This window comes from Acidovorax sp. CF316, from assembly GCF_000276605.1.
In the GTDB taxonomy this organism is placed as follows: domain Bacteria; phylum Pseudomonadota; class Gammaproteobacteria; order Burkholderiales; family Burkholderiaceae_C; genus Acidovorax.
On the sequence record NZ_AKJX01000013.1, the window covers coordinates 45,859 to 70,689 of the forward strand.

30 protein-coding genes and 1 pseudogene are annotated in these 24,831 nt (G+C 67.4%); 13 read left to right on the forward strand and 18 right to left on the reverse strand.

What is annotated here, in order from left to right; genetic code table 11:
• The first annotated feature begins 434 nt into the window (after positions 1 to 434).
• Positions 435 to 2,558 (forward strand): prolyl oligopeptidase family protein, encoded by a 2,124-nt coding sequence (locus PMI14_RS01730; RefSeq protein WP_007848678.1) that lies wholly within the window; start codon positions 435 to 437, stop codon positions 2,556 to 2,558.
• 129 nt (positions 2,559 to 2,687) lie between these two features.
• Here PMI14_RS01730 and PMI14_RS01735 read toward each other — a convergent pair whose 3' ends face one another.
• A complete protein-coding gene (locus PMI14_RS01735) occupies positions 2,688 to 3,605 on the reverse strand; it encodes a LysR family transcriptional regulator (protein ID WP_007848682.1) in 918 nt (305 codons plus the stop codon).
• A gap of 115 nt (positions 3,606 to 3,720) precedes the next feature.
• Between PMI14_RS01735 and PMI14_RS01740 the strand changes: the two genes are divergently transcribed.
• From PMI14_RS01740 to PMI14_RS01760, 5 genes are all read left to right on the forward strand, one after another.
• Positions 3,721 to 4,113 carry a RidA family protein gene (locus PMI14_RS01740; RefSeq protein WP_007848685.1) on the forward strand — a complete coding sequence of 131 codons (393 nt, stop codon included), beginning with the start codon at positions 3,721 to 3,723 and terminating at the stop codon, positions 4,111 to 4,113.
• 83 nt (positions 4,114 to 4,196) lie between these two features.
• The gene (locus PMI14_RS01745; RefSeq protein ID WP_007848688.1) at positions 4,197 to 4,763 is read left to right on the forward strand and encodes a hypothetical protein; all 567 of its coding nucleotides are present in this window, start codon (positions 4,197 to 4,199) and stop codon (positions 4,761 to 4,763) included.
• A gap of 129 nt (positions 4,764 to 4,892) precedes the next feature.
• Positions 4,893 to 5,480: a sigma-70 family RNA polymerase sigma factor gene (locus tag PMI14_RS01750; RefSeq protein ID WP_007848691.1), complete on the forward strand. Its 588-nt coding sequence runs from the start codon at positions 4,893 to 4,895 to the stop codon at positions 5,478 to 5,480.
• Positions 5,477 to 6,232: an anti-sigma factor domain-containing protein gene (locus tag PMI14_RS01755; protein WP_007848692.1), complete on the forward strand. Its 756-nt coding sequence runs from the start codon at positions 5,477 to 5,479 to the stop codon at positions 6,230 to 6,232. The genes PMI14_RS01750 and PMI14_RS01755 overlap by 4 nt, the downstream gene beginning before the upstream one ends.
• Before the next feature lie 126 nt (positions 6,233 to 6,358).
• On the forward strand, positions 6,359 to 6,898 hold the full coding sequence (locus PMI14_RS01760; protein WP_007848695.1) for a M48 family metallopeptidase: 540 nt from the start codon (positions 6,359 to 6,361) through the stop codon (positions 6,896 to 6,898).
• 10 nt (positions 6,899 to 6,908) lie between these two features.
• Here PMI14_RS01760 and PMI14_RS01765 read toward each other — a convergent pair whose 3' ends face one another.
• Entirely contained in the window at positions 6,909 to 7,853 is a 945-nt protein-coding gene (locus tag PMI14_RS01765; RefSeq protein WP_007848696.1) for a LysR family transcriptional regulator, read from the reverse strand.
• Between the two features lie 128 nt (positions 7,854 to 7,981).
• Here PMI14_RS01765 and PMI14_RS01770 point away from each other — a divergent pair, with 128 nt between their 5' ends.
• Together PMI14_RS01770 and PMI14_RS01775 are read left to right on the forward strand one after the other, a co-directional pair.
• Positions 7,982 to 8,569 (forward strand): NADPH-dependent FMN reductase, encoded by a 588-nt coding sequence (locus PMI14_RS01770; RefSeq protein WP_007848699.1) that lies wholly within the window; start codon positions 7,982 to 7,984, stop codon positions 8,567 to 8,569.
• Complete coding sequence (locus PMI14_RS01775) at positions 8,566 to 9,423, forward strand: pirin family protein (protein ID WP_007848700.1); 858 nt, start codon at positions 8,566 to 8,568, stop codon at positions 9,421 to 9,423. Before PMI14_RS01770 ends, PMI14_RS01775 begins: the two co-directional genes overlap by 4 nt.
• 1 nt (position 9,424) lies before the next feature.
• Here the strand turns inward: PMI14_RS01775 and PMI14_RS01780 are convergent, their stop codons facing one another.
• Positions 9,425 to 10,651, reverse strand: a complete 1,227-nt coding sequence (locus PMI14_RS01780) for an MFS transporter (protein ID WP_007848702.1) — start codon at positions 10,649 to 10,651, stop codon at positions 9,425 to 9,427.
• A 107-nt stretch (positions 10,652 to 10,758) separates the two neighbouring features.
• On the opposite strand from PMI14_RS01780, the gene PMI14_RS01785 reads away from it, so the two are divergent.
• The gene (locus tag PMI14_RS01785) at positions 10,759 to 11,682 is read left to right on the forward strand and encodes a LysR family transcriptional regulator (protein WP_007848704.1); all 924 of its coding nucleotides are present in this window, start codon (positions 10,759 to 10,761) and stop codon (positions 11,680 to 11,682) included.
• Here PMI14_RS01785 and PMI14_RS01790 read toward each other — a convergent pair.
• The 4 genes from PMI14_RS01790 to PMI14_RS01805 form a co-directional block, all read right to left on the reverse strand.
• A complete protein-coding gene (locus tag PMI14_RS01790) occupies positions 11,676 to 12,206 on the reverse strand; it encodes a hypothetical protein (protein ID WP_146187938.1) in 531 nt (176 codons plus the stop codon). The genes PMI14_RS01785 and PMI14_RS01790 overlap by 7 nt on opposite strands.
• Positions 12,207 to 12,219: 13 nt before the next feature.
• The gene (locus PMI14_RS01795; protein ID WP_007848709.1) at positions 12,220 to 13,044 is read right to left on the reverse strand and encodes a thioredoxin family protein; all 825 of its coding nucleotides are present in this window, start codon (positions 13,042 to 13,044) and stop codon (positions 12,220 to 12,222) included.
• 128 nt (positions 13,045 to 13,172) lie between these two features.
• Positions 13,173 to 13,865 carry a PQQ-binding-like beta-propeller repeat protein gene (locus tag PMI14_RS01800; RefSeq protein ID WP_007848711.1) on the reverse strand — a complete coding sequence of 231 codons (693 nt, stop codon included), beginning with the start codon at positions 13,863 to 13,865 and terminating at the stop codon, positions 13,173 to 13,175.
• A gap of 52 nt (positions 13,866 to 13,917) precedes the next feature.
• Positions 13,918 to 15,198 (reverse strand): hypothetical protein, encoded by a 1,281-nt coding sequence (locus PMI14_RS01805; protein WP_007848714.1) that lies wholly within the window; start codon positions 15,196 to 15,198, stop codon positions 13,918 to 13,920.
• 89 nt (positions 15,199 to 15,287) lie between these two features.
• Here PMI14_RS01805 and PMI14_RS01810 point away from each other — a divergent pair, with 89 nt between their 5' ends.
• Complete coding sequence (locus PMI14_RS01810; protein ID WP_007848721.1) at positions 15,288 to 15,767, forward strand: MarR family winged helix-turn-helix transcriptional regulator; 480 nt, start codon at positions 15,288 to 15,290, stop codon at positions 15,765 to 15,767.
• Between the two features lie 29 nt (positions 15,768 to 15,796).
• Complete coding sequence (locus PMI14_RS01815; protein ID WP_007848724.1) at positions 15,797 to 16,201, forward strand: DUF1398 domain-containing protein; 405 nt, start codon at positions 15,797 to 15,799, stop codon at positions 16,199 to 16,201.
• A 466-nt stretch (positions 16,202 to 16,667) separates the two neighbouring features.
• On the opposite strand, the gene PMI14_RS01820 is transcribed toward PMI14_RS01815, so the two are convergent.
• A complete protein-coding gene (locus PMI14_RS01820; protein WP_007848727.1) occupies positions 16,668 to 17,258 on the reverse strand; it encodes a hypothetical protein in 591 nt (196 codons plus the stop codon).
• A gap of 110 nt (positions 17,259 to 17,368) precedes the next feature.
• On the opposite strand from PMI14_RS01820, the gene PMI14_RS34660 reads away from it, so the two are divergent.
• Complete coding sequence (locus tag PMI14_RS34660; protein ID WP_146187939.1) at positions 17,369 to 17,656, forward strand: hypothetical protein; 288 nt, start codon at positions 17,369 to 17,371, stop codon at positions 17,654 to 17,656.
• 299 nt (positions 17,657 to 17,955) lie between these two features.
• Here the strand turns inward: PMI14_RS34660 and PMI14_RS01825 are convergent, their stop codons facing one another.
• On the reverse strand, positions 17,956 to 19,578 hold the full coding sequence (locus PMI14_RS01825; protein ID WP_007848729.1) for a sensor domain-containing diguanylate cyclase: 1,623 nt from the start codon (positions 19,576 to 19,578) through the stop codon (positions 17,956 to 17,958).
• A 152-nt stretch (positions 19,579 to 19,730) separates the two neighbouring features.
• Here PMI14_RS01825 and PMI14_RS34665 point away from each other — a divergent pair.
• Positions 19,731 to 19,853 (forward strand): annotated as a pseudogene (locus PMI14_RS34665) (IS481 family transposase); the annotation flags it as partial.
• Between the two features lie 4 nt (positions 19,854 to 19,857).
• Here the strand turns inward: PMI14_RS34665 and PMI14_RS33955 are convergent.
• From PMI14_RS33955 to PMI14_RS01860, 9 genes are all read right to left on the reverse strand, one after another.
• On the reverse strand, positions 19,858 to 20,067 hold the full coding sequence (locus PMI14_RS33955; RefSeq protein WP_081497244.1) for a hypothetical protein: 210 nt from the start codon (positions 20,065 to 20,067) through the stop codon (positions 19,858 to 19,860).
• 10 nt (positions 20,068 to 20,077) lie between these two features.
• The gene (locus PMI14_RS33960; RefSeq protein WP_081497245.1) at positions 20,078 to 20,491 is read right to left on the reverse strand and encodes a hypothetical protein; all 414 of its coding nucleotides are present in this window, start codon (positions 20,489 to 20,491) and stop codon (positions 20,078 to 20,080) included.
• 219 nt (positions 20,492 to 20,710) lie between these two features.
• Entirely contained in the window at positions 20,711 to 21,094 is a 384-nt protein-coding gene (locus PMI14_RS01830; protein WP_007848731.1) for a RidA family protein, read from the reverse strand.
• Between the two features lie 16 nt (positions 21,095 to 21,110).
• Positions 21,111 to 21,533, reverse strand: a complete 423-nt coding sequence (locus PMI14_RS01835; protein ID WP_146187940.1) for a hypothetical protein — start codon at positions 21,531 to 21,533, stop codon at positions 21,111 to 21,113.
• Between the two features lie 41 nt (positions 21,534 to 21,574).
• A complete protein-coding gene (locus PMI14_RS01840) occupies positions 21,575 to 22,024 on the reverse strand; it encodes a hypothetical protein (protein ID WP_007848734.1) in 450 nt (149 codons plus the stop codon).
• Between the two features lie 28 nt (positions 22,025 to 22,052).
• Positions 22,053 to 22,442, reverse strand: coding sequence for a glyoxalase/bleomycin resistance/extradiol dioxygenase family protein (locus tag PMI14_RS01845; protein WP_007848737.1), 390 nt, complete (start codon positions 22,440 to 22,442; stop codon positions 22,053 to 22,055).
• 30 nt (positions 22,443 to 22,472) lie between these two features.
• Positions 22,473 to 23,198: a YafY family protein gene (locus tag PMI14_RS01850; RefSeq protein ID WP_007848739.1), complete on the reverse strand. Its 726-nt coding sequence runs from the start codon at positions 23,196 to 23,198 to the stop codon at positions 22,473 to 22,475.
• An 81-nt stretch (positions 23,199 to 23,279) separates the two neighbouring features.
• A complete protein-coding gene (locus PMI14_RS01855) occupies positions 23,280 to 24,149 on the reverse strand; it encodes an alpha/beta hydrolase (protein ID WP_007848742.1) in 870 nt (289 codons plus the stop codon).
• Positions 24,150 to 24,192: 43 nt separating this feature from the next.
• A complete protein-coding gene (locus PMI14_RS01860; protein WP_007848744.1) occupies positions 24,193 to 24,588 on the reverse strand; it encodes a hypothetical protein in 396 nt (131 codons plus the stop codon).
• Positions 24,589 to 24,831 lie beyond the last annotated feature (243 nt).

Here is a 24,831-nt window from a genome sequence, read left to right on the forward strand (position 1 = left end):
TGAGCTGGCCATTGTGCTGCTGCTGGGAGCCCTCACGGGCTCGTACCTGGGCGCATTGGGGGTATCGCTGGTCATCCTGGGCCCCGCATCCCTGTGGCTTGCTCCATCTGTGTACGGCCGCCTGCTCCGCACCCAGCCCCAAGTGGGGGCAAAGGCGTAAGCGGAGAGATTGCCACGCGCTGGCAACAAGTCCGATGCAAACCCGTCGCCCCGTCCAAAGGGTCGTTGAAGTCGATGGAGCCAGCTACAGCTGGATGGTTCGGCGCGAACCTCAGTGGTCTTCAATGCATCGGCATAGCCGCAGCTAGGTGTCACTTCCGGCGTTCCTCGACCGCCGCCTGTCGGCGTGAAATGCGAGGCCGAGCCAGGCAAGCGGGCGCTGGGAAAGACCCTGGACGCACGCATGCACAATGCAGGCACAACAGGGAGGAGCGATGGACATCAAGCGCAGGGATCTGGCCGCATGGCCGTTGGGATGGGGGTTGCTGGCATCGGGCGCAGCAGTGCATGCGCAGGCCGTTGCCACGGACCCGCACGCATGGCTGGAGGATGTCGATTCGGCGCGCGCGCTGGAGTGGGTCAACGCACGCAACAGCGAGGCGATGGCGCTGATCGAGCGCCAGTCGCATTTCGCACGGCGCCGCAGAGACGTACTGGCAAGCCTCTCGAATCCGGCGAATATCCAGTATCCCACCCGGCACGGTGACCACCTCTACAACTTTTACCGCAGCGCGCGGCAGCCCCACGGCATCTTGCGGCGCACCTCGCTGGAAGAGTTCTCGAAGGAGCGGCCTTCCTGGCGGGTGCTGATCAACTTCGATGACCTGGCGCGCGACGAATCGCGGAACCTGGTCTACACCGGCATGGCCGTGCATGCACCGACGCAACGCGCGCTGATCTTTCTGTCTTCGGGCGGCGAGGACAAGGTCGAGATGCGAGAGTTCGACCTGGAAAACCGCGCCTTCGTCGCGGGTGGCTTCAACCTTCCGGCGGCGAAGATGACGGCTGGCTGGTTCGGCGCCGACGAGGTGCTGGTTGCGGCCGATTTTGGACCGGGCACCACCACCAGCAGCGGCTACGCGATGACGGCGCGGCGCTGGAAGCGTGGCACGCCTGTGGCCGCCGCGCCCGAGCTTCTGCGCGGCCAGGCTTCGGATGTGTCGGTCTCCGTCCGGTCGGGCGGGCGCGACGGCCTGCCCCCCGTGGCGCTGGTGCGGCGAAGCAAGCAGTTCCACCAGACGGAGCGGCACCTGCTGCACCTGGACGGCACGCTGGCCAAGATCGACGTGCCCGATGACGCCGATGCCTGGATCGAGCGCGATTGGCTGCTGGTGCTGCTGCGCACGCCCTGGACCACGAGCGGCCGCACGTTCAGCGAAGGCAGCCTGATCGCCGTGGCGTTGCCACAGGCCACAGAGGCGACCCGTGAGCTGCACCTGCTGTTTGCAGGTGAGCCGCGCAAGCGCCTGGCCTGGACGGATGCGGTGCGCGACGGCATCGTGATCGCCTCGGGTGAGGACATGCGCCCCCGCCTGACCTTTGCGCGCTGGGACGGCAAGGCTTTTGCGTTGGAGCCGCTGCCTGCGCCCGAAGCGGGGGTTTTGCACGTGCGTGCCGACCAGGGGGCAAAAGACAACCGGGTCTGGCTGACCACCCAGGCGCCGGTCACCCCGCAGGCCCTGGCCTTGGTGGATGTCTCCGCGCCGCAGTCGTGGCCCGCCCCCCTGAAAACCCAGGCTGAGGCATTCAAGGCCGATGGCATGGTGGTGCGCCAACTGCAGGCCCGCTCGAGCGATGGGACGATGGTCCCCTACACGGTGATCGGGCCCGCACAGCCGGCCGCCGACGCGCCCGTGCTGCTGTACGGCTATGGCGGCTTCGGCATCGCGCTGGAGCTGGACTACCAGCGCATGCCGGGCATCAACTGGTTGCAGTACGGCGGTGTCTATGTGATGGCGCATATCCGCGGCGGGGGCGAGTTCGGGCCGGCCTGGGCACTGGCCGCAAAGGGCGCAGGGCGGCAACGCGCTTTCGACGATTTCATCGCGGTGGCTACGGATCTGGCGCAACGCGGCATCGCGCAGCCCGCGCGGCTGGGCATCTACGGTGCCAGCAATGGCGGAGCGCTGGTCACGGCGGTGATGGTGCAGCGCCCCGAACTGTTCGGCGCCGTGGTGTCGAGGGTGCCGCTGACGGACATGCTGGGCTTCTCGAGGCTGTTTGCCGGCGCATCCTGGATGGAGGAATACGGCGATCCAGACAAGCCGGCCGATCGCGAATCGCTGGCACGCTGGTCGCCCTACCAGAATGCCAAGCCCGCGAGTGAGGCGGTTGCCTACCCCCCGATCCTCTTTCTGGGCAATCGCAACGATGACCGGGTGCACCCTGCGCACGCACGGAAGATGGTGGCACATCTGCGGGCGCTGGGCCATGCCAGGGTGTGGCTGTATGAAGAGATCGCCGGCGGCCACTCGGGGCGGACCGACCCCAACATCCACGCGCGAAGAGAGGCCTTGCTCTACAGCTTCCTGTTCCAGCAACTGGCTCCCAAGGCTTAGAACCTGTTCAAGATCTTTTTGATGGGCCAGGCCAACGGGACCATCCGGGCATGCGACGAGGCACGGACGGCCGATCGGCCGCCTGGAAAAACCGGATGACGACTGGCGTTGAAAAGGTGCGGCTGCCGGTCACGCCAACGGCTGCTGCTGGCGCGGCGCATGCACCGCCATCAGCTCCACGACCCAGTCGATGAACACCCGCAGCTGCTTGCTCACATAGCGGTTGGGCGGGTAGGCCGCATAGAGCGGCATGGCATCGATGCGCCAGTCCGTGAACAGCGGCACCAGCGCGCCGCTGGCCACATGCTGCCGGGCCATGTAATCGGGCAGCCAGAGCGCGCCCAGCCCCGAAAGCCCCGCGGTAAGGTAGGCGTTGCCGTCGTCGATGGCAAGCATGTAGCGCCCGCCGACCTGGGCCGTCTCGCGGCCCTTGCGCATGGCATAAGGCAGGTCCCCGTCCCACCGGTAGCGCACGATGCGGTGGCGCGGGTCGCGCAGTTCATCGGGGTGCCGGGGCGTGCCGGCCTGTGCCAGGTAGGCCGGCGCGGCATACACGCCCAGCTGCAGGTCGCCGACCTGGCGCGCTACCAGGCCCTGGTCGCGGATCTCGCCGCCGCGCACCACGCAGTCGACGTTCTCGCCGATCAGGTCGACCTTGCGGTCGCTGGCGCCCATGTCGAGCTGGATGTCGGGGTAGCGCGCATGGAACGCGGGCAGCGCCGGCACCAGCAGGATGTTGGCCAGGGGGCTGGGCACGTCCACGCGCAGCAGGCCGCGCGGTGCCGTGGGGGCACCGGGCAGGTTGCCCTCGATGTCGTCGAGCTCGGCCAGCAGGCGCACCACCCGCTCGTAGTACGCGGAGCCATCGGTGGTGACGTTGACGCGGCGCGTGGTGCGGTGCAGCAGCTTGAGCTGCAGCCGCGCCTCCAGCTGCTGCACCAGCTGGGTCACCGTGGTGCGGCTCCAGCCCAGGTTGTCGGCCGCCCGGGTGAAGCTGCCCGACTCGACCACCCGCACAAAGGCCCGCATGCCATCAAACCTGTCCATGCAAGTTCTCCTTGGATTGTCTGCATTTTACAAACAGTGATGCAGGAGATGGTGGCTTTATCCAAACAATCGCCAGGACTACAGTGGCTCCATCAACCAACCCATGGAGCCCCCAATGAGCCAGCGCAAACCCATTTTTCCTGCCGATCGCCACGATCTGTATGCCAACCACCGGTATTCGGCAGCCATCCAGTCCGGCGATCTGCTGTTCGTGTCCGGTCAGGTCGGCAGCCGCGGCGACGGCTCGCCCGAGCCCGATTTCGAGGCCCAGGTGCGCCTGGCCTTCGCCAACCTGCAGGCCACCCTCCAGGCCGGCGGCTGCACCCTGGACGACATCGTGGACGTGACCACCTTCCACACCGATCCGCAAAACCAGTTCGAGACCATGATGGCCGTGAAGAACGACATCTTTCCGAGCGCCCCTTACCCCAACTGGACGGCGGTCGGGGTCAACTGGCTGGCGGGGTTCGACTTCGAGATCAAGGTCATCGCGCGCATCCCGGGTTGAAGCGGGCGGCCATTGCACAAAGCCGCGGACCAGGGCATGCTGGCGCGCCGCTGCATGGCTGCGGCTCCAATCCAAGGGACACCATGACCACCTCGACCGGACGAACGCTGCTTTCCCTGTCTGCCACCACCGCTGCCCTGCTGGTGCAGGTGGCGGCCACCACTGCCGCCCATGCGGCAGACCTGCCGCCAGTACCTCCACCGCCACCGCCCGCCCCCACCCGCCCCGCGAGCCAGCCGGCTGCGCAGGCACCGGCGCCGGCAGCGGACAGGCTGGCCCAGGCACGCTATTTCACCCGGTCGCTGCAGTGGTCCGCGGCGCTGGATGAACTCCGGCGTGTCAACGACACGGCCAGCGCCGATTGGCACAACCTGATGGGCTACACCCTGCGCCACGGCAAGGCGCCGGACCTGGCCGCGGCCGGCAGGCACTACGACGAGGCGCTGCGCATCGACCCGCGCCACCGCAACACGCTGGAGTATTCGGGCGAGCTGTACCTGGTGAAAGGCCAGCTCGGCAAGGCGCAGGCGCGACTGGCCACGCTGTCGGGAGAATGTGGCGCCAGCGGTTGCCAGCAGCACGCACAACTGCATGCCGCCATCGAGCGCTACAAGGCGGCGGGCAACCGGTTCGTGCCGTCGACCTGGTAGGCCGGCAAGGGCCGACCTGGCGGTTCAGAGCAGGCCCTCCGGGCCACCAGGGCGAACCCTTAGCGCCGCGCTGGTATTCTGCGCGGGCGGCCCCCTCCGCATTCGGGACACCCACCGCTCGCACCACCCATGGCCCCAGACACCCACCTGCCCGCCCTGATGGCGCGCGTCGCGCTACAGGACCGCGCCGCGTTCAAATCCCTGTACCAGGCCACCTGCGGGAGTCTGTTTGCGGTGGCGCTGCGTATATTGAGGAATGAGAACTGGGCAGACGACGTGCTGCAAGAAGCCTACGTGAACATCTGGCACAACGCGGCCGCGTACAAGCCAGGTGCGGGCGCGCCGATGACCTGGATGATCAACATCGTGCGCAACAAGGCCATCGACGCGCTGCGCGCGCGCAAGGCCGAGCTGGCGCTGACCACCGACCTGGGCGACGAGGCCCAGGACGCCCGGGACGGCCTGGCGGCCGATGCCGCGCACGGGCCCCAGCAGCTGCTGGACGACAGCCTGGTGAAGGCGAAGATCGACGGCTGCATGGGTGCGCTGCCGGCCGCGCAGCGCCAGGCGCTGGCGCTGGCCTACTACCGGGGCATGGTGCACACCGAGATTGCCCAGGCGCTCAATGCCCCGCTGGGCACGGCCAAGGGCTGGGTGCGGCGCGGGCTGGAGCAGCTCAGGGCCTGCCTCGAAGCCGCGGGGGTGACGCAGCCATGAACTACCTGTTGCCCGAACGCCTGGACCGGCTGGCCCGCGAGTACGCGCTGGGCACGCTGGCCGGCCGCGCGCGGCGCCGCTTCGAGCGCGTGCTGCAATCATCGCCCGCCGCAGTGCAGGCCGTCGATGCCTGGCGCCAGCGCCTGGCGGTGCTGGACCTGTCCACTGTGCCCCAGCAGCCGCCCGAGGCGACCTGGCAGAAGATCGAGCAGCGCCTGTTCGGCACGCCCCAGCCAGCACATTCGTCGGCAGCAGCATCGGCCTGGCAGCGTGCGGTGCAGGCCCTGCTGGGCGTGCTGTCGGGGCGCACCATCGCGGGCGCGCTGGCCGGCCTGCTGCTGTGCGCGGTGCTGGTGCGCGTGGCACCGGGCATGCTGGGTCTGGAGCCCCGGGCCGATGCGCTGCCCGCCAGCTATGTGGGCCTGCTGCTCGATGGCGGCGGCAAGCCCACGCTGGTGGCCAGCTCGCGCCGCCAGGGGCGCCAGCTCACGGTGAAGCTGCTGCAGCCGCTGGCCGTGCCCGCCGGGCAGGTGGCCCAGCTGTGGGCCCTGCCCAAGGACGGCGGTGCCCCCCTCGCGGTCGGCGTGGTGCCGGCCAGTGGCTCGGCCCGCATCGCTCTGCCCGACACGTCGGAAAAGCTGTTCTTCACGGTCTCGCAGCTGGCCGTGAGCTTCGAGCCCGCGCCGGTGCAGGCCGGGGGGGCGCCATCGGGGCCGTTCGTGCTCACGGGGCATTGCGTCAAGGTCTGGTGAGGCAGGCAGCGAACCGCAAAAAGATCTGCCTCCCCGGGATCCGTCTGCCCTCTTGCGTCGTAAGTAGCTTCGGTGCCTTTTGTTTCACCGCTTTCACCGACCGCTACTTGAAGAAGGAAGAACGCCATGACCACATCCCCGAGCGCACGGCTGTTGCCTACCCTGTCTGCCACGCTGTTGGCGCTGCTGCTGACCCAGGCGGCGCATGCCGCCGACCACCCGCCGGTGTTCCCCGCACGCTCCGCAACGCCTGCCGCGGCCCCGGCACCCGCCCCGGCGGCAGACAAGCTGGCCCAGGCACGTTACCTGACCCGGTCGCTGCAGTGGCCGGCGGCGCTCGACGAGCTCCGGCGCATCAACGACACGGGCAGCGCCGACTGGAACAACCTGATGGGCTACACGCTGCGCAACAGCAAGGCGCCGGACCTGGCCGCCGCCGAACGGCACTACGACGAGGCACTGCGCATCGACCCGCGCCACCGCAATGCACTGGAGTATTCGGGCGAGCTGTATTTGATGAAGGGCGAGCTCGACAAGGCGCAGGCGCGCCTGGCCACGCTGGGCAGCGAGTGCGGCGCCAGCGGCTGCCAGCAGCAGGCCCAGCTGCAGGCCGCGATCGAGCGCTACAGGGCGGCAGGCAACAAGTACGTGCCGTCGAACTGGTAGGCCGCCTGCTTCAACACCGCCCTTCTGGTGTGCCCTCCAGCTCACCGAGCTTGTCCACCACCAGCGCGATGAAGGCCGACACCGCCAGCGGCAGGTGCCGGCGGCTCGGGTACAGCACGGTCAGGCCCTGGCCCTTGCGCTGGTACTGGGGCAGCACGGGCACGAGCAGGCCGGCCTGCACGTCGAGCCGGGACATGCCCGCAGGCAGCAGCGCAATGCCCAGGCCGGCCACGGCGGCGCGGCGCAGGGCCTGGGCGGTGTTGGCGCCAAAGCGGCCGGTGGCCTGCGGCACCTCGTGCACGCTGCCATCGGGCCCCACCAGGCGCCACGTGCCGCTGCTGCCGGCATGGCTGGCCACGACGGCATCGTGCCCGGCCAGGTCGGCCAGCGTGGCGGGAACACCGCGCGCGGCCAGGTAGGCGGGGCTGGCCACCAGGCCGTCGCCCCGGGCGCCGAACAGCTGGCGGCCCACGTAGCCCGAGTCGCCCACCTCGCCGCCGCGAAAGGCCACGTCGATGCGCTCGGCGATCAGGTCGGATCGGGCATCGCTGAGCACGAAATCGAGCCGCACACGCGGGTGCGCGGCCAGGAAGCCGGCGATCCATTCCATGGGAAAGAAGTCGAAGAAATCCGCCGGCACCGCCACGCGCACACAGCCGGTGGGCTCGTCGCTGCCCAGGCGCAGCTCCTGCCCCGCCTCCTGCAGGCCATCCACCGCGCCCGCGCAGCGCTCGTGGAAGGCCTCGCCCGCGCTGGTGAGGGTGAGCTTGCGGGTGGAGCGCTGCAGCAACCGGGTGCCCAGCTGCGCCTCGAGCTGCTGCACGCGCCGGCTCACGGTGTTGGGCGGCTGGCCCAGGCGGCGCGCAGCCTCGGCAAAGCTGCCGCTGCGCACCACCTGCACGAACAGGGCGATGTCGTTGAGGTCGAGCGCGGCGGTGGTGGCATCGGTGGCCATGGATATCTATTAAAAATGGATGAGTTCAATCCCATTGTGCCATCTATTCAATCAATGGGGTGCGCCCTAACCTTCATGGCATCGGGGCGCGCTGCCCCTTCACGAACCCACCAGGAAGGAAAGCACCTATGACAATTTCCCAATTGCCCCACATCGGCATCGTGATCGGCTCCACGCGCGAGGGCCGCTTTGCCGACAAGCCGGCGCAGTGGTTCCACGGCATCGCCAGCCAGCGCACCGATGTCTCTGCGGAGCTGGTGGACCTGCGCGACTACCCCATGCCCTTCTTCGATGAGCCACTGTCGCCCGCCTGGGCACCGGTGAAGAACGAGGCCGCGCAGCGCTGGGCGCAGAAGCTGGCCACGCTCGATGGCCTGGTGGTGATCACCGCCGAGTACAACCACGGCCCCACGGCCGTGCTCAAGAACGCGTTCGACTATGCGTACAAGGAGTTCGCGCGCAAGCCCATCGGCTTTGTCGGCTACGGCGGCGTGGGTGCGGCGCGCGCCGTGGAGCAGTTGCGCCTGGTGGCCACCGAGGTGCAGATGGCGCCCGTGCGCAATGCCGTGCACATCGGCATGGCCGAGTTCATGGGCATCTGGCGCGAGGGCAAGGCCTTTACCGATTACCCGCACCTGGCGCAGTCGGCCAGCGGGCTGCTGGACGACATGGCCTGGTGGGCGAAGGCCCTGAAGACCGCAAGGGAGGCTGTATGAGCATCGACTTGGCAGAAGCCCCTGTGGCCACCACGACAACCCGCGCCATTGCCTACCGCACGCGCGGCAGCATGCACGGGCCCATCACGCGGCTGGTGAGCCCTGGCGACGTGGGCGAGTGGATCAAGCCCTTTGTCTTTCTGGACCTGTTCGCATCGGACTCGCCGGCCGCTTTCCGCGGCTTCGGCATGCACCCGCATTCGGGCATTGCCACGCTGACCTATTTGATCGACGGCGCCATCTCGTACGAGGACACCACCGGCAAGAGCGGCGCGCTGAGCGCCGGCAGCGTGGAGTGGATGCGCGCAGGCAATGGCGTGTGGCACACCGGCGCGCCCGTGGGCGATTCGCCTTCGCTGGGCTTTCAGCTCTGGGTGGCCTTGCCCGCCGCGCTGGAGAATGCGCCCGCGCTGAGCCAGTACCTGGCGCCGCAGGAGATCCCGCAGGCCGGCCCGGCCCGCGTGCTGCTGGGCGGCCATGGCGGGGTGCTGAGCCCCATCGAAGCGCCCTCGCCCATGGCCTACCTGGCCGTGCAACTGCGCGATGGCGAGCACTGGCGCTATGTGCCGCCTGCGGGCCACACGGTGGCCTGGGTGGCGGTGGCAGCCGGTGCGCTGAACGCAGGGGGTGCCGTGGATACTGGGGAGCTGGCCGTGTTCGAGGAGTCCGAAGGCGCCATCGACTTCACGGCCCGGGGCGACACGCACTTCGTGCTGGGCTCGGCCGCCAAGCACCCGCACGAACTGGTGATGGGCCGCTACTCCGTGCACACCAGCCGCGCCGCGCTCGCGCAGGGCGAGGCGGAGATCCGGCGCCTCGGCACGCAGTTGCGGCAAGAACGCCGGCTGGGTTAGCTCAAGCGCATTCGGCAACCGGCCGGGGCGCAGCCACCGGGCTGCGCCCCGACCAGACCACCAGGGCCAGGGCCATGACGGCCAGGCCTGCGCCCGCCAGCATGACACTGTGGTACCCAAGGCCGCTGCCCAACACGATGGCGCCCGCAGCCGCCCCGATGGCGTTGCCCAGGTTGAAGGCGCCGATGTTGATCGACGATGCCAGGCTGGGCGCCTCGGCCGCGGCGCGCATCACCTTCATCTGCACCGGGGGCACCAGGGCGAAGGCGGCCGTGCCCCAGACCACCAGGCCGATGGCCGCACCCAGCTTGCTCGTGGCCAGCCAGGGGAAGACCACCATGCTGGCGGCCACCAGCAGCAAAAAGCCCACCAGCGTCTTGTCGACGGAGCGGTCGGCCAGCTTGCCGCCCACGGTGTTGCCAATGGTGAAGCCGACGCCCACCAGGGCCAGCAGGCCCGTGATCTCGCCCGGCGTGGCGCCCGAAAAGGTCTTGAGCACGGGGTTGATGTAGGTGTACAGCGCGAACATCGCGGCCGAGCTGAGCACCGTGGTCATCAAACCCACCACGACCACCGGCCGGCGCAGCACGCGCAGCTCCGAACGGATGGCGATGGGCGCCTGCATGGCCTGGCCCGGTGGCAGGGCCAGCCGCAGCGCAGCCATGGCCAGCACGCCCAGCGTGGCGATCACGGCGAAAGAGGTGCGCCAGCCCAGGCTGTCGGACAGCCAGGTGGCCGCCGGCACGCCGCCGATGTTGGCCAGCGTGAGCCCCAGGAACATGGTGGCCACGGCGCTGGCCTGCCTGTCGCGCGGCACCAGGCTGGCCGCTACCACGGCGCCGATGCCGAAGAAGGCGCCGTGCGTGAGGCTGGTGACGATGCGCGCCACCATCAGGCTGGCATAGCCCGGCGCCATGGCCGAGAGCAGATTGCCCAGCGTGAAGATGGCCATGAGCAGCACCAGCGCCCGGCGCCGGGGCCAGCGGCCGAGCAGCAGCGTCATGAATGGGGCGCCCAGGGTCACGCCGATGGCGTAGGCCGACACCAGCATGCCGGCCGAGGGGATGGACACCTCCACGCCCTTGGCAATGTCCAGCAGCATGCCCATGGGGCCGAACTCGGTGGTGCCGATGCCGAATGCGCCGATGGAGAGTGCGGCCAGCGGCCACGCAGAGGACGAAGTATCTGGCGCCGATTCGGCCGGGACAGGGGATGGTTGGGCGTGCATGGGATTCAGAGAGGGTTGCGGGTTTTCCCGGATGGGCTGATTGTGGGCAAGCAGTCTTTCCCAGTAAAGTGGACAATCAAGAAAATACTTTTCTGGATTTCGGGAATATGAAGGCAACGCTGGAAGAGGTGGAGGTGTTTCTCGCGGTGGTGGACACGGGCTCGCTCACGTCTGCGGCCGAGCACCTGGGCCAGCCGGTGTCCACCACCAGCCGGCTGCTGGCGCGGCTGGAAGAAAAGCTGCAGACCACCTTGCTGCAGCGCACCACCCGTCGCCTGCACCTGACCGACGAGGGCTGCGGCTTTGCCAAGGACGCCCGGCGCATCCTGGAGTCGGTGCGCATTGCCGAAGACCGGCTCATGGAGCGGCGCGGCCGGCCGTCCGGCCCGCTGCACGTGGATGCGGCCTCGCCCTTCATGCTGCACGTGCTGGTGCCGCTGCTGCCGGCCTACCGCGCGCAGCACCCCGAGGTGGAGCTGGTGCTGCACAGCAACGAGGGCTTCATCGACCTGTTGGAGCGCCGCGTAGACCTGGCCATCCGCATCGGCGAGCTCAAGGATTCCACCCTGCACAGCCGGCTCCTGGGGCACACCCGGGTGCGCCTGGTGGCCAGCCCGGGCTACCTGCTTCGCCATGGGGTGCCCGAGGACGCCGATGCCCTGCGGCGCAACCACGAGTTGATCGGCTTCATCCAGCCCGACGTGCTGAACGTCTGGCCGCTGCTGGCCGGCGACGGCCAGCCCCTGCGCATCGAGCCGACCATCATGTCGGGCAGCGGCGAGACCATCCGGGAGCTGGCGATCGCAGGCATGGGCATCGGCTGCCTGTCGGATTTCATGACCGCGCGCGACCTCGCCGAGGGCCGCCTGGTGGAGGTGCTGTCCCAGGTGGTGATGGCCAAGACCAAACCGGTGAGCGCGGTGTACTACAAGCAGTCGGCGGTGTCGGGCCGCATCGCCTCGATGGTGGGCTACTTGGCAGACGCGATGCGCGCGCCGGAGGCGCTGTGGGCCGGAGAGCGCGGTCAATGACCCCCTGCGTCTGCGCAGGGTCTCGCAGCAGATAGTGCGCAGGCTCTCGCGCCCCGGCTGGCCAGGCCCGCCACGGTGCCGGCCGCCGCCGCCACCGCGAGCATGGCCGCCAGGTGTGCAGCCATCGCGGCCAGCACATCCAGCAGCACGGGGCTGGTCCACAACGCTGCGCCCTGCCCCGGTGCCGGGCCGCCCAGGCACAGCGGCGCCAGCGCGGGCACCAGCATGAGCCCCTCACCATGCAGCAGCGAGACGAGAAAGCAGCCCAGCGCCAGGCCGGCATGCACCGCGGCATGCCGTTGCCGCCATTGCCTTGCCGCCAGCCCTATGGCGGCAAGGCCCAGCACCCAGGCCAGGGCCTGCGGCAGCGCCAGCGCGCCCGCCAGCACCCAGGCCACGGCGGCCGCATGCCCGGCCACCAGGGGTAGCAGCATTTGCAAGGCATGGGCCCGACGCGTGGCGGCGACGCACCCGTGCAGGGCGCCCATGCCCGCCATGGCGAGCCAGGGCCATAGCGCTTCCATGGCGGTGCCCCCGTCAGGCCTGGGCGTGGCAGCAGCCGCCGGCCGTGGCACCCAAGGCCTGTGCCGTTGCGGCCAGCGGCGATGGCGCGGGCTGGAACGGCGCGGCGCCCTCGTAGCGGTCGTGGTGGCGCACCCAGTCCATCGTGTACTCGGGGTTGGGCTCGTTGCGGCCCACGGGGGTCAGGTCGACAAGGGGGTAGGTGCCCATCATCACCTCCACCCCGCGGCCGTAGGTGGAGTAGGTGTGGAACACCTCCGCCCCCTCGCCCGGCTCCTTGTGGAACACGCTGATGCCCGGCGCCTCCTCGGCCGGAAAGCGCTGCACCGTGTAGTTGTAGGGCACCTCGCCGCGCGCCACCTGCTCGGTGCTGAAGCTCACGCCGAAATCGTGGTTGAAGTCGCTGCCGTGCGACGACACCCAGTGGAAGCGCCAGCCCATGCGCTGGCGAAAGCGTTCGATCTGGTCCAGGGGTGCGCGGGACACGACGACCAGGGTGATGTCACGGCTCGCCAGGTGGATGTTCATGCCATCGATGTGGTCGGCCATGTACGAACAGCTCGGGCAGCCCTGCTCCCACCCGGGGCCGAACATGAAGTGCTGCACCAGCAGCTGGCGCCGCCCGTCGAACAGCTGGGCCAGGGTGCGCGGGCCGGCGGTGGTGTCGAAGGCATAGGCCTTGTCCACCCGCACCCAGGGCAGCGCGCGACGTTCGACGGCGATGCGGTCCTGCTGGCGCGAAAGCTCTTTTTCGCGCAGCAGCAGGGCCCGGCGCGCGGCCAGCCATTCGCTGCGCGGGACGACGGGGTGGTGGGTGGGTGTTGTCTGGGTCTCGGTCATAAGGTGCTCCTTCACGGGGTTGTCGAACAGGGGCCCATGCGGCGGCTCCAACTGCCCGACATGGGGCAATTGCTGCACAGGGTTTTGGTGAGATGAGGGAGAGCGGGCCGCGGTTGGCCCGCCGGGCGCTATGCCGCTTTGGAGCGGCGGACGGCGCGGACTTTTCCGCTTTCGCCACCGCCGGCATAGAACAGGTCGGCACCGTCGGATTCGAGCCCGCTCACACCCGTGCCGGCGGGCATCTGCAGGCGCTCGATGACGGCGCCGCTTTGCGGGTCGATGCGGCGGATGTCGCTGGCATCGCCCTCCCAGGTGCCGTGCCACAGCTCGCCATCGACCCAGGTCACGCCGGTCACGAAGGCGTTGGATTCGATGGTGCGGCGGATGGCGCCGGTGGCGGGGTCGATCTGGTGGATCTTGCGGTCGCGGTACTGGCCCACCCACAGGCTGCCCTCGGCCCAGGTGAGGCCCGAGTCGGCGCCCTTGCCGGGGGCCGGGATGGAGGCCACCACAGCACCCGTGGCCGGGTCGATCTTGTCGATGCGCGACTCGGCGATCTGGTACAGGTGCTGGCCATCGAAGGCCGTGCCCGCATCGCAGGGCAGGCCCAGGGTGCGCGTGGTCTCGCCACTGGCGGGGTCGAAGGCGACCAGGCTGGCACCCGTGGCGGCCCACACGCGCTGGCCGTCGTGCGTGACGCCGGCCACGGTGCGGGCGCCGGCAAAGGGGCCGTACTCGCGCACGATCTCGGCGGGGCGGGCGGGGACGCCCGTGGGCGCGGTGCGGCTGGCGCTGTCGGGGCTGCAGTCGGTGATGGGCATGGGGTACTCCTTTGGGGTTCGACCCCGGCTTGTGGGGGGCGATGGATGAACTCTATTCAAATGAGCGAACGCCAGGGAGTAACAAGATTGTCGTGAATCCCGCCAGGGGCGGGGCCAGCCAACGCTGCGTGCGTGCCTGGCCGATGGAGCGCACGCGGCCTTGCGCCTGCAGTTCGGCCAGGGCGCGCTGCACCGTGCGCTGGCTGTCGCCCAGCGCCAGCGCCAGGGCCGAGGTGGACCAGGCCGCTCCATCGGCCAACAGTGCCAGCAGCGAGGCCTGCTCGCCAGCGATGGGCGGCGCCAGCACCACCACCTCGCGCCCATCCAGGGGCCGCAGCGCAAAGCCACGCGCCGTGGCCTCAATGCGGGCCCAGGGCTTGGCCAGCGCACGCAGGCGGCCCAGCTCCACGCGCAGCCGGGCACGGTGGGTTTCGTCGGGCTCGCGCGTGCGAAAGGCGCTGGCGATCAGCGCATCGCGGTCCGCATCGCCGGGCCAGGCCTGGGCCAGGGCATAGGCCAGGGCAAACAGGATGGGCCGGCGTGCGAGGGACAGCCAGGTCGGGGCCGCACCACCGCCCTGCCCCTCTGGCGCCTCCGCCGCCCCAGCGCCCAGCCGGTGCCGGCAGGCATCGACCACCAGCAGATCCGAGGCGAGCAGCGCCGCCACCTCGTCCAGGCGCAGCGGCTGCTCTTGTGCGGCCCCGCCATCGCCCGGCAGCAGGCGCCGCGCCGCAGGGCGCTGCAGCGCGGCCAGGGCTTCAACGACCTCGGCCGCCAGTGCCGGCACGCGGGCCCGCGCGGCCGCTTCGCGCGCCTGGGCCAGCGCCTCGCGCGCCGCGGCCACGCGCAGCGAGCGCAGGGCCAGCTCGGCCAGTGCGAGCCCCGCCACCGCGGCCAGCGCGGGCGGCATGCCCGGCTCCTGCAGGTCGATCGGGGCCAGCAGGGCCGCGGCCTCGCCCAGCCGGCCCATCAGCAGCCATTGGCGCGCCGCGATGAGCCTTGCCTGCAGGGCGTTGGCCCGGTCGCCGCGCACCGCCAGCGCCGCCGCAGCGGCCACCAGGGCATGCGGCGGGCCGTTCAGGTCGCGCTGGGCCAGGGCCACCTCGGCCTCGGCCACCACGCAGCGGGCGCGGGCCAGTTCCTCGTGCGCGCCAAACCCCTTGGCCGCGCGGCGCAGCAGCTCACGCGCCCGGGGGTGCTCGCCCAGCTGCGCCATGGCAATGCCGCGCAGCGCCAGCGCAGGCGGGTCATCGCGCAGGGCCACCCGCTGCAGCGCGCCCAGCGCATCGCCGGCGGCAAGCGCACGGGCGGCGGCGGTGATCAGCGAATCCATGGTGCGGCAGGCTACACGAACGTGGGTCTTGTATTTTGTTTCCAAGGAAACCAAACTCGCCAACGAAATAGTTTCCTGAAAAACCAATCATGAAAAAAACCAACCCGCCCAGCCCCCTCGAAGCCCACCTGGGCTACTGGATGCGCTTTGTTTCCAACCAGGTGTCGGCCGGGTTCCAGCAGGCGGTGGAGGCATCGGGCGTGTCCGTCACCGACTGGGTGGCGCTGCGCACATTGTTCGACGCCAGCGATGGCGGCCCGCAAGGCGCGGCCACCCACGCCACGCTGACCCAGGCCCTGGGCATGACCAAGGGCGCCGTCTCCAAGGTCGTGGCCCGGCTGGAGGACCAGGGCCTGGTGGCACGCGCGGGTGCGCCAACGGACGCGCGCAGCCACACCCTGTCGCTTACCCCGGCCGGCCGCGCCCTGGTGCCCGTGCTGGCCGCCAAAGCCGACGCCAACGACGAGAAGTTCTTCGGCCACCTGCCCCAAGCCGAGCGCCAGCGGCTGGCGCGCCTGCTGCAGGAGATGGTGCGCCTGCACCAATGGCAGCAGGTGCCGCGCAGTTGAATCCAAGAACCCATCCCTGAAAGACCCCCATGAACGAAACGACCATCGCCACCATCGAACGCTGCGCCCAGGCCTCCAAGGACGGCACGGCCCATTTCGGCGCCATCGTGCAGGCGCTCACCGGGGCCGGCGTGGAGGCGTATTTTGCGGACTACCGCAGCGAGGCCACCACCTACTACCTGCCCGGCGGGGAAACCCATGCCGTGGCCCTGCCGCCACCGCCAGCCACGCCCATCGGCGAGGCCTTCGACGCTGCAGGCATCCAGGCCGCCATCCGCGGCGCACAGTGCGGCGAGGTGATGTACCCGGAGTTCCTCAAGCTCTCCCGCGCCGCGGGCTGCGTGGGCTACATGGTGTGGATCGCCGGGCGGCATGTGAGCTACTTCGGCCGCAAGGGGGAGGTGTATGTGGAGCGGTTTCCAGATGCGCCCTGAGCGGCGAGGCCGGGGGGTTGTCGGCGATGGACATCTGCTCAGCTTCGCTGACCCGCCTTCTGGGGGTGACACGGGGCACGGGCGCGACCAGCCAGACTGCCGCTATCGGCCAGAAGCAGCCGGTCGCGGCAGCTGAAAGCGGAGGTTCAGCGTTCGAGGTAAGCGGGCTTGGCCCGAGCTAGCGCCCGTACCGTGGACAGCCAGCTCGGGCCTCGTGGCCTTCCGGCAGTGCTCCGCTTGATCGAGGGCTTAGACCGCAGAGCGAAGGACGGAGCGAGCAGCAGCAGATACACGATGTTGAGCCTGCCGTGCGGCCCAACGTGATGTACATCGCAAAACCTGCGGGATATTCTGGAAGGTCGGCGCGGTGGCTCACTCCGGTCTCGGCGGCAGCAAGCCTGACCGTCGGCATCAGCCTGGTCCAGCCCAAGGCGCGACCAATCAGCCTTCGCGGAAGGCGGTTGCCTCAACCCGGTGTCTGCCCCGACTTGGTAGACGCCGCTGGCTTCACCAGCCGCGCAATCTCACCACCGCACGCGCTGAAGTTGCTGGCGTATTCCTCGGGGTTGTCGAACATCACCTGGGCTTGCATCAGGCGGTCGAGTTCCTGTTTCGCGTAGACCAGAATGCCCGCGCTGTTGCCGCCTGAGGCCCAGGGATAGTCCAGCTCGCGGAACTGGCGCGCGATGTCGCGGTGAATGCGCACATGCGTCTGCTCGTGTTTCATCACGTGCGCATAGGCACAGCTGCCCGGCGGGAGCTCGCTGGCCACGCGCAGCACCGGTTTGATGTAATCCAGCCGCACGACGACGCCCTGGCAACTGGTCTGCGGCATCACCGCCAGCTTGGTCTCGACAACGACGTGGCCGAGTTGCGTACCGCTGCGGCCGGCGCCCGCGCCGATCTTCGTCAGTTCGGCGGCCGGTTTGGCGTTGTCCACTTCCGGGTCGGCGAACCAAGCCGCACTGAAACGCACCGCCTTGTTGCAGGGAGGCAGGTTGGCGGACTGCGCCTGGAAGCAGGCGCTGACCAGCAGCAGAGCGAGTAGGCTTTTCATCGTAACCTTCTGGTTATCGGCAAGACGCGCTCGTCCTGAAGCGGTGGCCGCAAGGGGCCCGTGGCAGCCGCTGATACGATGGCGGCCATCGGCCAAAAGCGGACTTTGCCATGCATGAAGATGCGATCAATCCCGTCACCCTACTCATCCATCTGGAGCGTCCGCACGCCGAATACAGCGGAATAGCGACGCTTGAGCAAGTTACATTGGCGGGACTCACCAGCTCATCAAGCTACTGGGTTGATCTTGCGCTGAAATGGCTAGAGCGCGGTGCTCTTTCAAGCGACGCAATCGCTCGGCAACTGCAGGCGACTGCGGAGACTCTCCATCGTAGTCATCAATCGTTGCGGCATCGCTGCGCCTCGCTTGCGCGCAAGCAGCGTCAGGTTGCGAATTAGGGCTTCAGCCGAGGTCCGCTTTGGGTCCGATACTGCCCCTGCTTCGATGCCGGCAATCGGCCAAAGCTGCCATTTGGGGAGTGAAAAGTTGACGGCCGCTTCAGGCTTAACTGAGGCATTCGGTGATGGCTGCGTCCAATCGTTGCGAAGCTCGTAGCTCGTTTGCGGTCATTCAGCTAGTCTCCACAACAGCGACCTTTGGCACAAAACGCGGGCAGGTTCATGTCCTGTCCGGACCAAAAGGGGACGGGTGAAACGAGCCATGCGACAGCCGCGCAGGAAGTCGTCTCTGACACCTTTTATTGAAACACGCACACGCCCGATGACTGGCTTTTGGCCTGGTACATCGCGGTGTCTGCGGCGCGCAGGTAGTCGTCCACCGTCGCCAGCCTGGATGCACTGCTGACAAGTCCAATGCTCGCGCCACTGATCACGGTGTGTTCGCCGACCACATAAGGCGCTGCGAGGGCGGCGGCGATCTGTTGAGCGCGGTTGCTGGCCTCAGCGGGATCAATGGACTCCAACAGCACATTGAATTCGTCACCACTCATGCGGGCGACCAGATCAACCGCCCGCACGCAGGATTCGAGCCGCCGCGCCACCTGCTGCAACAGCCGGTCGCCCACATGATGCCCGTAGTTGTCATTGACGGCTTTGAACCCGTTGAGATCCAGCAGCAGCACGGCGAACATGGTGGTTCCATCGCGTGTTGGCACGCCATCACCATTCGCAGCCTCGTGCTGGTGCAGCGCCATGAGATTCGCGAGGCGATCGCGGAACAACGGCCGGCCGGGCAAGCTGGTCAGCGCATCGTAGGAACTGCCACGGTCAGCCAGATCGCTCAACGAGCCCGCCATGCGCACCGCAACGCCGTCTTCAAACTCGGCGAGCCCGCGCCAATTGACCCACATCAGCCGTCCAGCCGCGTGGAACGCGCGGAAATCCACCGAAAAGTTCGGGCTGTTCCCCGACAGATGCCTGCGGTAGGCCGCCTGCACGCGCACGCGATCTTCGGGATCGATGAGTTGCTCCAGAAAGCTCCATCCACCGTCGTGTACATGATCGCCGCTACCCAGCCCGACGATCTGGTGAAAGCGCCCGGACACATGCAGGGCGTCAGTTCGCAAGTCCCAGTACCAGATGCCGTCATTGGATCCAAGGGTCGCCAGCGAATAGCGGTTTTCGGAGCGCAACAACTCAAGTTCGGTGTTCTTCTGCTGGGTGACGTCGATCATCAGGCCGATCATGCGGTTCGGCCGCCCCGGTTCGACCACTGCGCGGCACAGATCGCGCACCCACACGACCTTGCCGGATTTTGCAATCAGCCGATAACTCATCTCGTAGGCATAGCTGTGCGTCGCGTTGTAGGCGGCATCATCGATAAGCAGGGCCTGCGCCAGATCATCGGGATGCACATGCGCCCGCCAAAAGCCCGGGTCAGACCGCCACTCCTCCACGGAGAAACCGAACAACCGTTCGACCTGCGGGCTCAGGAAAGTATTGCCCACGCCGATTTCAGCTTCCCAAACTACGCCATCAATGGTTTCCAGTAAGCGCAAAAAGCGCTGGCGAATCTCCACCAGCACCTGCTCGGTGACCTCGGTGATCTCGATCAGGACACCCTGGCGGCTGATCACCCGCTCCGCCGCATCCGTCTCCGGGTGGAGTTTCAGACGCACCCAGCGATAGTTCGCGTCGGCAAATCGCAACCGGAACACCGGCATGCCCGAGCGCATGGTGCCAATGTCGCCGGGATGCACAAATTCAAGCAGGGACCTGCCGAGCGCTGCCTCCACCGAATGGCCGGTGAGCGTTGTCCACGCCGGATTCAGGTAAGTGATCTCCCACAGCGCATCGGTCTGCACCACCGCCTCGGGTAGCAGTTGCAGTAGCTTTGCGGACGGCGTGAGAGGGGTAGGCATGCAGGGCTGTCGCGAAAAGGGAGTCAGGTGAAGCCGACGGATAGAAAAATCAACCACACCAGATCAAGTATGGCAGGGGTTTTGGGCAGGCTCGTGCCCCAAAGCTGACAGTCACCTCTTCCGGAAAGCGGTCGCCCAACGTTTGGGCAGAGCGGACGCCGATGCAGGCCATGAAAGAGTGGTACCAAGAGCACCCGGATCTGCTCCACAAGCGGCCATATGATCGTCCCGACGACCGTTGCGCTCAGCGGCTGGTCCCGGAAATCGGCGGATGATGCCTCAATCCTTGAGACTCACGCCCAAGGCATCCAGCTTCTTTGCGTATGCGTCCCGGCGTTTTGCCGCCTTTGCAGCTGCGTCGACGGCTGCCTGGATGGCCTTCGGGCCCTTTTTCGCAGCAGCTTTGATCAATCCGGACTTGTGGGCAGCATCTGCCTCGGCCCGCTTGAAAGTAGCGACGATTTCTAAATCGGCAACAGATGGACTCACAGGTGTGCCCTTAAAGCTTGATGTCAGTGCGAAGCAACGCTGTTCTCAATTCGCGGGTAGCTGGTTTTGAAACATCGATGCCTTGAACCGCCAGGTCGAACGGTGAGCCAGGTTTGATACTGGTTGGGAGTATTTTTTTTACGGGATTCGTACTGGGGTACTTGCCACCAGCAGCACACATACGAACGGAAAACCCGAATTCGTCGAGCACCCCTTTTGCGTATAACTCCGCCAACTGCTGAAACGAAACGAATGTTGAGCACTTCACTTCTTTATCCCCAAGCTTACGGACGCTACGTACGATCTCAAACTTACCAAGAGAATCCCGTTGAGTGTTCGTAAAGGGATGCACAGAAAACGTCTCACGAGGCCCTCCATTTTTAGACGCCAGCGTGTGCTCGACGGCGATATCAGTTAACAGCACGTTGTTTTCCCAGTGATTCAATAGGCCACATTTATAAGAGCCAAATTATCCTCCATCACACCCCAAGGCCCGCTTGCGATTTTCAAACCAGGCTTCAGCGGGGCGATGCCCCTTGAGATGCGAAGTGCTCGACATTGACCGTGTTTGCCTTGTGCCACCCGAAAGCCGGGACCGCGTTGATCCCAGCGATCCTGTGCGCAGGCAACAGAGCGAGGTGTGTCACCCCGCCGCCACGGCCTCGACCTCCAGCAACCAGGCCTCGTCGTAGATGCCGGCGATGATGACCGTGAGCGCCGGTGCATGAGCGCCCAGCGCGCGCCGGCGCGCCTCGCCATTCTCCTGCGCGTATTGCCGCGATGAGAGAAACGTGGTCACCTTCACCAGGTTGGCCACGCCCATCCCGGCCGCATCGAGCTGGGCCAGGATGTTCTTCCACACCAGATCGGCCTGCTCCGCGAAGTTGGCGGGCACCACGCCAGCCCGGTCAACAGGGATTTGGCCGCTGATGACCAGCCAGCGCGTGGCGCCCTGCACGTCCAGGGCCTGGGAGTAGCCGCCGGAAGGCGCGGGGGCCAAAGGGGAGTTGACGGGGGTGAAGTGCATGGGTGGATGTCTCCAGCTATAGCCTGGCCGCATGGGCGCGGTTCATCAGGTCCTCGACCAGCGGATGCTCGCGAAAGGGGTTGAGCCGCAAGCTTGCCACCGGATTGAACGCAATCTTCCGGCCGAACGCAGTGGATCTCACAAAGTGGAGCGTCATGACCTCCCCGTCAGGGTCCACCTCGACAGAGCGCAGATTGGTCAGCGGGATTCGCTCCGTGACCTCTCCACGACGGACCATCAGATGATCTCCGCAGTCCTGCACTTCATCTGCCAAATCGGAGGAAAAGACCATGTCCATTACCCAGAAGAATGCAATCATTCCGCACGCTTCAATGACCAACCGCCAGGACAACCCATCTTCCATCAAACGAACAGCAGCCAGTACCAGCAGTCCCGACACGATGATGAGAAAGCGGCCCCACTTGGAACGGGAAGACAAGGAAGAAGACAGTTGTCTCATGAGGCAGAGGTTCGGCGGATCTAAATTTGCTCGTCCCAGAAAGACAGTCCATGGACACGGAAGGTAACCGCGTCACCTTCTTGAAGAGACTCGTCTGCGAAATCCTTGTCCGACAGGAAAAAAGCCGCAGCACCAGCGACTGCAGTCACCACGACGGAACCGCAAGAATCGGAGGCAGCCCTTGCCGAAGCAATCCGGCCATGCACTTGAAATGAACCTTGCTCCTCCAGCGCGACCATTGCCTCCTCAAAATGCGGTGGTGCAGCCCGTTCAAAACCGCTCACCCGCTCCTGAGCAAGCTCCACATACAGCGTTCGACCAAGATACTCCGAAGCGTCATCCCCAAAGGGCACAAGGCGCGCAGCGCCGCTGACCAGGGCCGAGGAGAACCGCACTGGATAGCTGGGCAGCTGCGTGAACCCCAGCGGCTTCATCGCACTGGCATCGATGCTTTCGATAGTGATGTCCATGGCCCATTGTCGATGGAGCCCAGGCAGGTCAGGTAGAGGGCACCTGAGCCACGGGCCTGGAAAAGATGTTGACCAAACTTCCGTCGGGATCGCGCAGCAGGGCCGAGCGGTTGCCCCAGGGCATCACCGAGGCTGGCATGACGATCTCGGCGGCGGCCTCCTCCATGCGTGCCAGTGTGCCATCCACGTCGGCCACCTCGAACTCCAGGATGGCCGAACGGTTCGATGCTGCCGTGGCGGCGCCCTGGTTGAACAATTGCACCAGGCGCTCCTCGGAGATCGCCAGCGTGGCGCCCTCCAGGCGCACCTCGGCAAAGCCATCGGCCAGGCGGGTCGCCGTGGTGCCCGACAGGCGGGTATAAAAGGCCAGCAGCGCTTCGAACTGCTGGGTGACGAGGCGAACGGATGCGAACTTCATGCGTGACTCCTTGGTAAGAAAGGAGCGAGCTTAGGAAGGCATGGTGCCAAATTCTGGCAGTATCGTGCGACCGCTGGCGCGCACCCGCTGGTGCCAGGCTTTCAGCAATGCCTGGCGGCGCTGGGGATAGCGCGCATCGAGCATCTCGGCCTCGACGATGCGGTCAGAGCGGAAGTTGCGGAAATCGCCACGCAGTTCGCACCAGGCCGAGAGCACCCGGGCTTCTTCGAAATACACCAGTGCAAACGGCCAGATGACGCGCTCGGACTGCACGCCCTGCGGGTCCCGGTAGACGATGCGCAGCTCGTGCTCGGCCCGGATGGCGGCACGCAGGCGGTCCTGCGCCACCACCATGGCGGGCGAAGGCTTGGCGCGCGCTCCCACCAGCACAGCCGACGCCTCCAGTTCACGACGCAAGGGGGCCGGCAACACCGCACCGATCTTGGCCATGGCATCGCGTGCGCCGCCCGCAAGGCCTACATCGCCCCGGTCGGCCACCCAGCGCAGGCCCAGGGCCAAGGCCTCGATCTCTTCGGGGGTGAACATCAGCGGCGGGAGCATGTAGCCAGGCTGCATCACATAGCCCACGCCCGGTGCCCCTTCGATCATGGCGCCCTGGGCCTGCAATGTGGCGATGTCGCGGTAGAGCGTGCGCAGGCTGATGTCCAGGGCCGCCGCCAGCGCCTGCCCGCTCATGGGCCGGCTGTGGCGGCGCAGGACCTGCAGCAGGGCGAGTAGGCGTTCGGAGCGGGACATGGGCTGATGGTAGCCAAGAGCCCTCTCTGCACCCGAGTGCCCGCTGCCCGGCGTGCGATGCCGGCAATCCGGGCCCCAGGCTCACCTGCCCGTGCCCAGGTGCCTTGCGAAAAATTCCAGAATCCTGCCCTCGTAAGCCTGCGGGGCAAAGGCGTGCAGATCCACATGCGCAGCGCCCTCTACGCGCCAGAGTTCCTTGGGCTCGACTGCCGCGTCGAAAAGCCGTTGGGTTTCAGCCCAGGTGGTGTGCCTGTCCTGCGCCCCCGAGGCAATGAGCACGGGCGCCCCCAGCCTGGAAATGTGATCGATGGGCCGCAAGTCACGGGTCGAGACCCCGGCACGCAGCGGCAGCTGCCACAGCAGGGGACCCGCCAACACTGCACCCGCAGGGCCCAGCACCCCGGTGAGCCGGTTGGTCACGGCATCTTCGATCGTGGGGTACATGGATTCGAGCACCACCGCATGGGGCGCGGGGGAAGGCAGTGACAGCACGGTGGCGGCGGCGCCCAGCGACACGCCGACGACCGCGATGCGCTCGCCCTGGCATTCACGCCGCAGGAACGCAAGTGCCGCCTGCACCCCAGCCGCCTCGCGCGCGCCAAAAGTGATGCGCTCGCCGGTGCTCTCGCCGTGCGCCTGCAAATCGACCAGCAGGGTGGCATGGCCCGCCCGGTTCAGGAACCTGGCGCGGCCCAGCATCTGGGTGCGGTCCGAGCGCACGCCATGGAGCAGCAGCACGGCCCCCTTGTCTGGCTGGCCCGGTGCAAACCAGCCCGCCACGTGGCCCGAAGGTGCTGTGTCGATGCGGACTTCGTGCGCTGAAAAATCCGGCGGTGGCGGACCCATCGTGCGGGTGGCCGGGTGGCTGAGCCATTCGCCAACAGCCCCCGCTGCCAGGGCAAAGCCCAGCACCAATACCAGGGCGGCCAAAACCGCAAGGCGCCAGCCCATCAGGTGCAGCGTGCGAGCGAAGTGGACTCGAAAACCTGAGGCCTCACTTCGCCCCCTCCACGGAAACCTTCTCGAACGCGGGCTCCTGCGCGATGAGGCCATGGAAGAACCCGAAGCACGGATCGCTGGCACCGGCCATCTTCGCCTTGCCCAGCACGCGCTCCTTGAGCGAGCGGTGCTTGGTCAGCGACAGCACCCATTCGTGCTTGCCGTCTTCGCTCTCGTTGGCGGCGGCGCCCACCATGTAGGTGCGGCCCTCCCAGCTCACATGCGCGTACCAGCCCCAGTCTTCGGCGTCTGCGTCGGTCATGTCCAGGTGGGCGGGCACGCGCGTGCGCAGCCATTCGAGCAGGGAATGGCCCCGGATGGGGTTGATGGGGTTCTCGGGCTCCCGCGAGACGTCGAAGAGCCGGGTGAGGAAGTGGATGGCAGGTTCCATGGATGAACGAATTGGCAAGGGGACGGGCCAGGCACTCGGCCAGCCTACCACCTCGGCACGCCCCCGCAAACCGGATTCTGACCATGCCCCTCAACTCCTGCGGGGCGAATTTGCGTACCATGCCGCCTGCCAAAGAGCCGATCGATCGAGCGAGCGAACACAACAACATCCCAGGAGACAGGCGCCACCATGCAGGCCCACCCCACTACGAGCCCGCCCCAGCCACTGGCAGGGCCTGCCGGC

What these genes read in the sequence shown, in the direction of transcription:
- PMI14_RS01840 (WP_007848734.1), bottom strand. Translation starts at nt 22,024, where the DNA reads ATGGACATCACTATCGAAAGCATCGATGCCAGTGCGATGAAGCCGCTG.
- PMI14_RS01765 (WP_007848696.1), bottom strand. Translation starts at nt 7,853, where the DNA reads ATGGCCACCGATGCCACCACCGCCGCGCTCGACCTCAACGACATCGCC.
- PMI14_RS01760 (WP_007848695.1), top strand. Translation starts at nt 6,359, where the DNA reads ATGACCACATCCCCGAGCGCACGGCTGTTGCCTACCCTGTCTGCCACG.
- PMI14_RS01825 (WP_007848729.1), bottom strand. Translation starts at nt 19,578, where the DNA reads ATGCCTACCCCTCTCACGCCGTCCGCAAAGCTACTGCAACTGCTACCC.
- PMI14_RS01850 (WP_007848739.1), bottom strand. Translation starts at nt 23,198, where the DNA reads ATGTCCCGCTCCGAACGCCTACTCGCCCTGCTGCAGGTCCTGCGCCGC.
- PMI14_RS01800 (WP_007848711.1), bottom strand. Translation starts at nt 13,865, where the DNA reads ATGCCCATCACCGACTGCAGCCCCGACAGCGCCAGCCGCACCGCGCCC.
- PMI14_RS34660 (WP_146187939.1), top strand. Translation starts at nt 17,369, where the DNA reads ATGCATGAAGATGCGATCAATCCCGTCACCCTACTCATCCATCTGGAG.
- PMI14_RS01750 (WP_007848691.1), top strand. Translation starts at nt 4,893, where the DNA reads ATGGCCCCAGACACCCACCTGCCCGCCCTGATGGCGCGCGTCGCGCTA.
- PMI14_RS01735 (WP_007848682.1), bottom strand. Translation starts at nt 3,605, where the DNA reads ATGGACAGGTTTGATGGCATGCGGGCCTTTGTGCGGGTGGTCGAGTCG.
- PMI14_RS01770 (WP_007848699.1), top strand. Translation starts at nt 7,982, where the DNA reads ATGACAATTTCCCAATTGCCCCACATCGGCATCGTGATCGGCTCCACG.
- PMI14_RS01780 (WP_007848702.1), bottom strand. Translation starts at nt 10,651, where the DNA reads ATGCACGCCCAACCATCCCCTGTCCCGGCCGAATCGGCGCCAGATACT.
- PMI14_RS01820 (WP_007848727.1), bottom strand. Translation starts at nt 17,258, where the DNA reads ATGAAAAGCCTACTCGCTCTGCTGCTGGTCAGCGCCTGCTTCCAGGCG.
- PMI14_RS01845 (WP_007848737.1), bottom strand. Translation starts at nt 22,442, where the DNA reads ATGAAGTTCGCATCCGTTCGCCTCGTCACCCAGCAGTTCGAAGCGCTG.
- PMI14_RS01745 (WP_007848688.1), top strand. Translation starts at nt 4,197, where the DNA reads ATGACCACCTCGACCGGACGAACGCTGCTTTCCCTGTCTGCCACCACC.
- PMI14_RS01790 (WP_146187938.1), bottom strand. Translation starts at nt 12,206, where the DNA reads ATGGAAGCGCTATGGCCCTGGCTCGCCATGGCGGGCATGGGCGCCCTG.
- PMI14_RS01755 (WP_007848692.1), top strand. Translation starts at nt 5,477, where the DNA reads ATGAACTACCTGTTGCCCGAACGCCTGGACCGGCTGGCCCGCGAGTAC.
- PMI14_RS01775 (WP_007848700.1), top strand. Translation starts at nt 8,566, where the DNA reads ATGAGCATCGACTTGGCAGAAGCCCCTGTGGCCACCACGACAACCCGC.
- PMI14_RS01830 (WP_007848731.1), bottom strand. Translation starts at nt 21,094, where the DNA reads ATGCACTTCACCCCCGTCAACTCCCCTTTGGCCCCCGCGCCTTCCGGC.
- PMI14_RS01810 (WP_007848721.1), top strand. Translation starts at nt 15,288, where the DNA reads ATGAAAAAAACCAACCCGCCCAGCCCCCTCGAAGCCCACCTGGGCTAC.
- PMI14_RS01785 (WP_007848704.1), top strand. Translation starts at nt 10,759, where the DNA reads ATGAAGGCAACGCTGGAAGAGGTGGAGGTGTTTCTCGCGGTGGTGGAC.
- PMI14_RS01740 (WP_007848685.1), top strand. Translation starts at nt 3,721, where the DNA reads ATGAGCCAGCGCAAACCCATTTTTCCTGCCGATCGCCACGATCTGTAT.
- PMI14_RS01815 (WP_007848724.1), top strand. Translation starts at nt 15,797, where the DNA reads ATGAACGAAACGACCATCGCCACCATCGAACGCTGCGCCCAGGCCTCC.
- PMI14_RS01855 (WP_007848742.1), bottom strand. Translation starts at nt 24,149, where the DNA reads ATGGGCTGGCGCCTTGCGGTTTTGGCCGCCCTGGTATTGGTGCTGGGC.
- PMI14_RS01730 (WP_007848678.1), top strand. Translation starts at nt 435, where the DNA reads ATGGACATCAAGCGCAGGGATCTGGCCGCATGGCCGTTGGGATGGGGG.
- PMI14_RS01805 (WP_007848714.1), bottom strand. Translation starts at nt 15,198, where the DNA reads ATGGATTCGCTGATCACCGCCGCCGCCCGTGCGCTTGCCGCCGGCGAT.
- PMI14_RS01860 (WP_007848744.1), bottom strand. Translation starts at nt 24,588, where the DNA reads ATGGAACCTGCCATCCACTTCCTCACCCGGCTCTTCGACGTCTCGCGG.
- PMI14_RS01795 (WP_007848709.1), bottom strand. Translation starts at nt 13,044, where the DNA reads ATGACCGAGACCCAGACAACACCCACCCACCACCCCGTCGTCCCGCGC.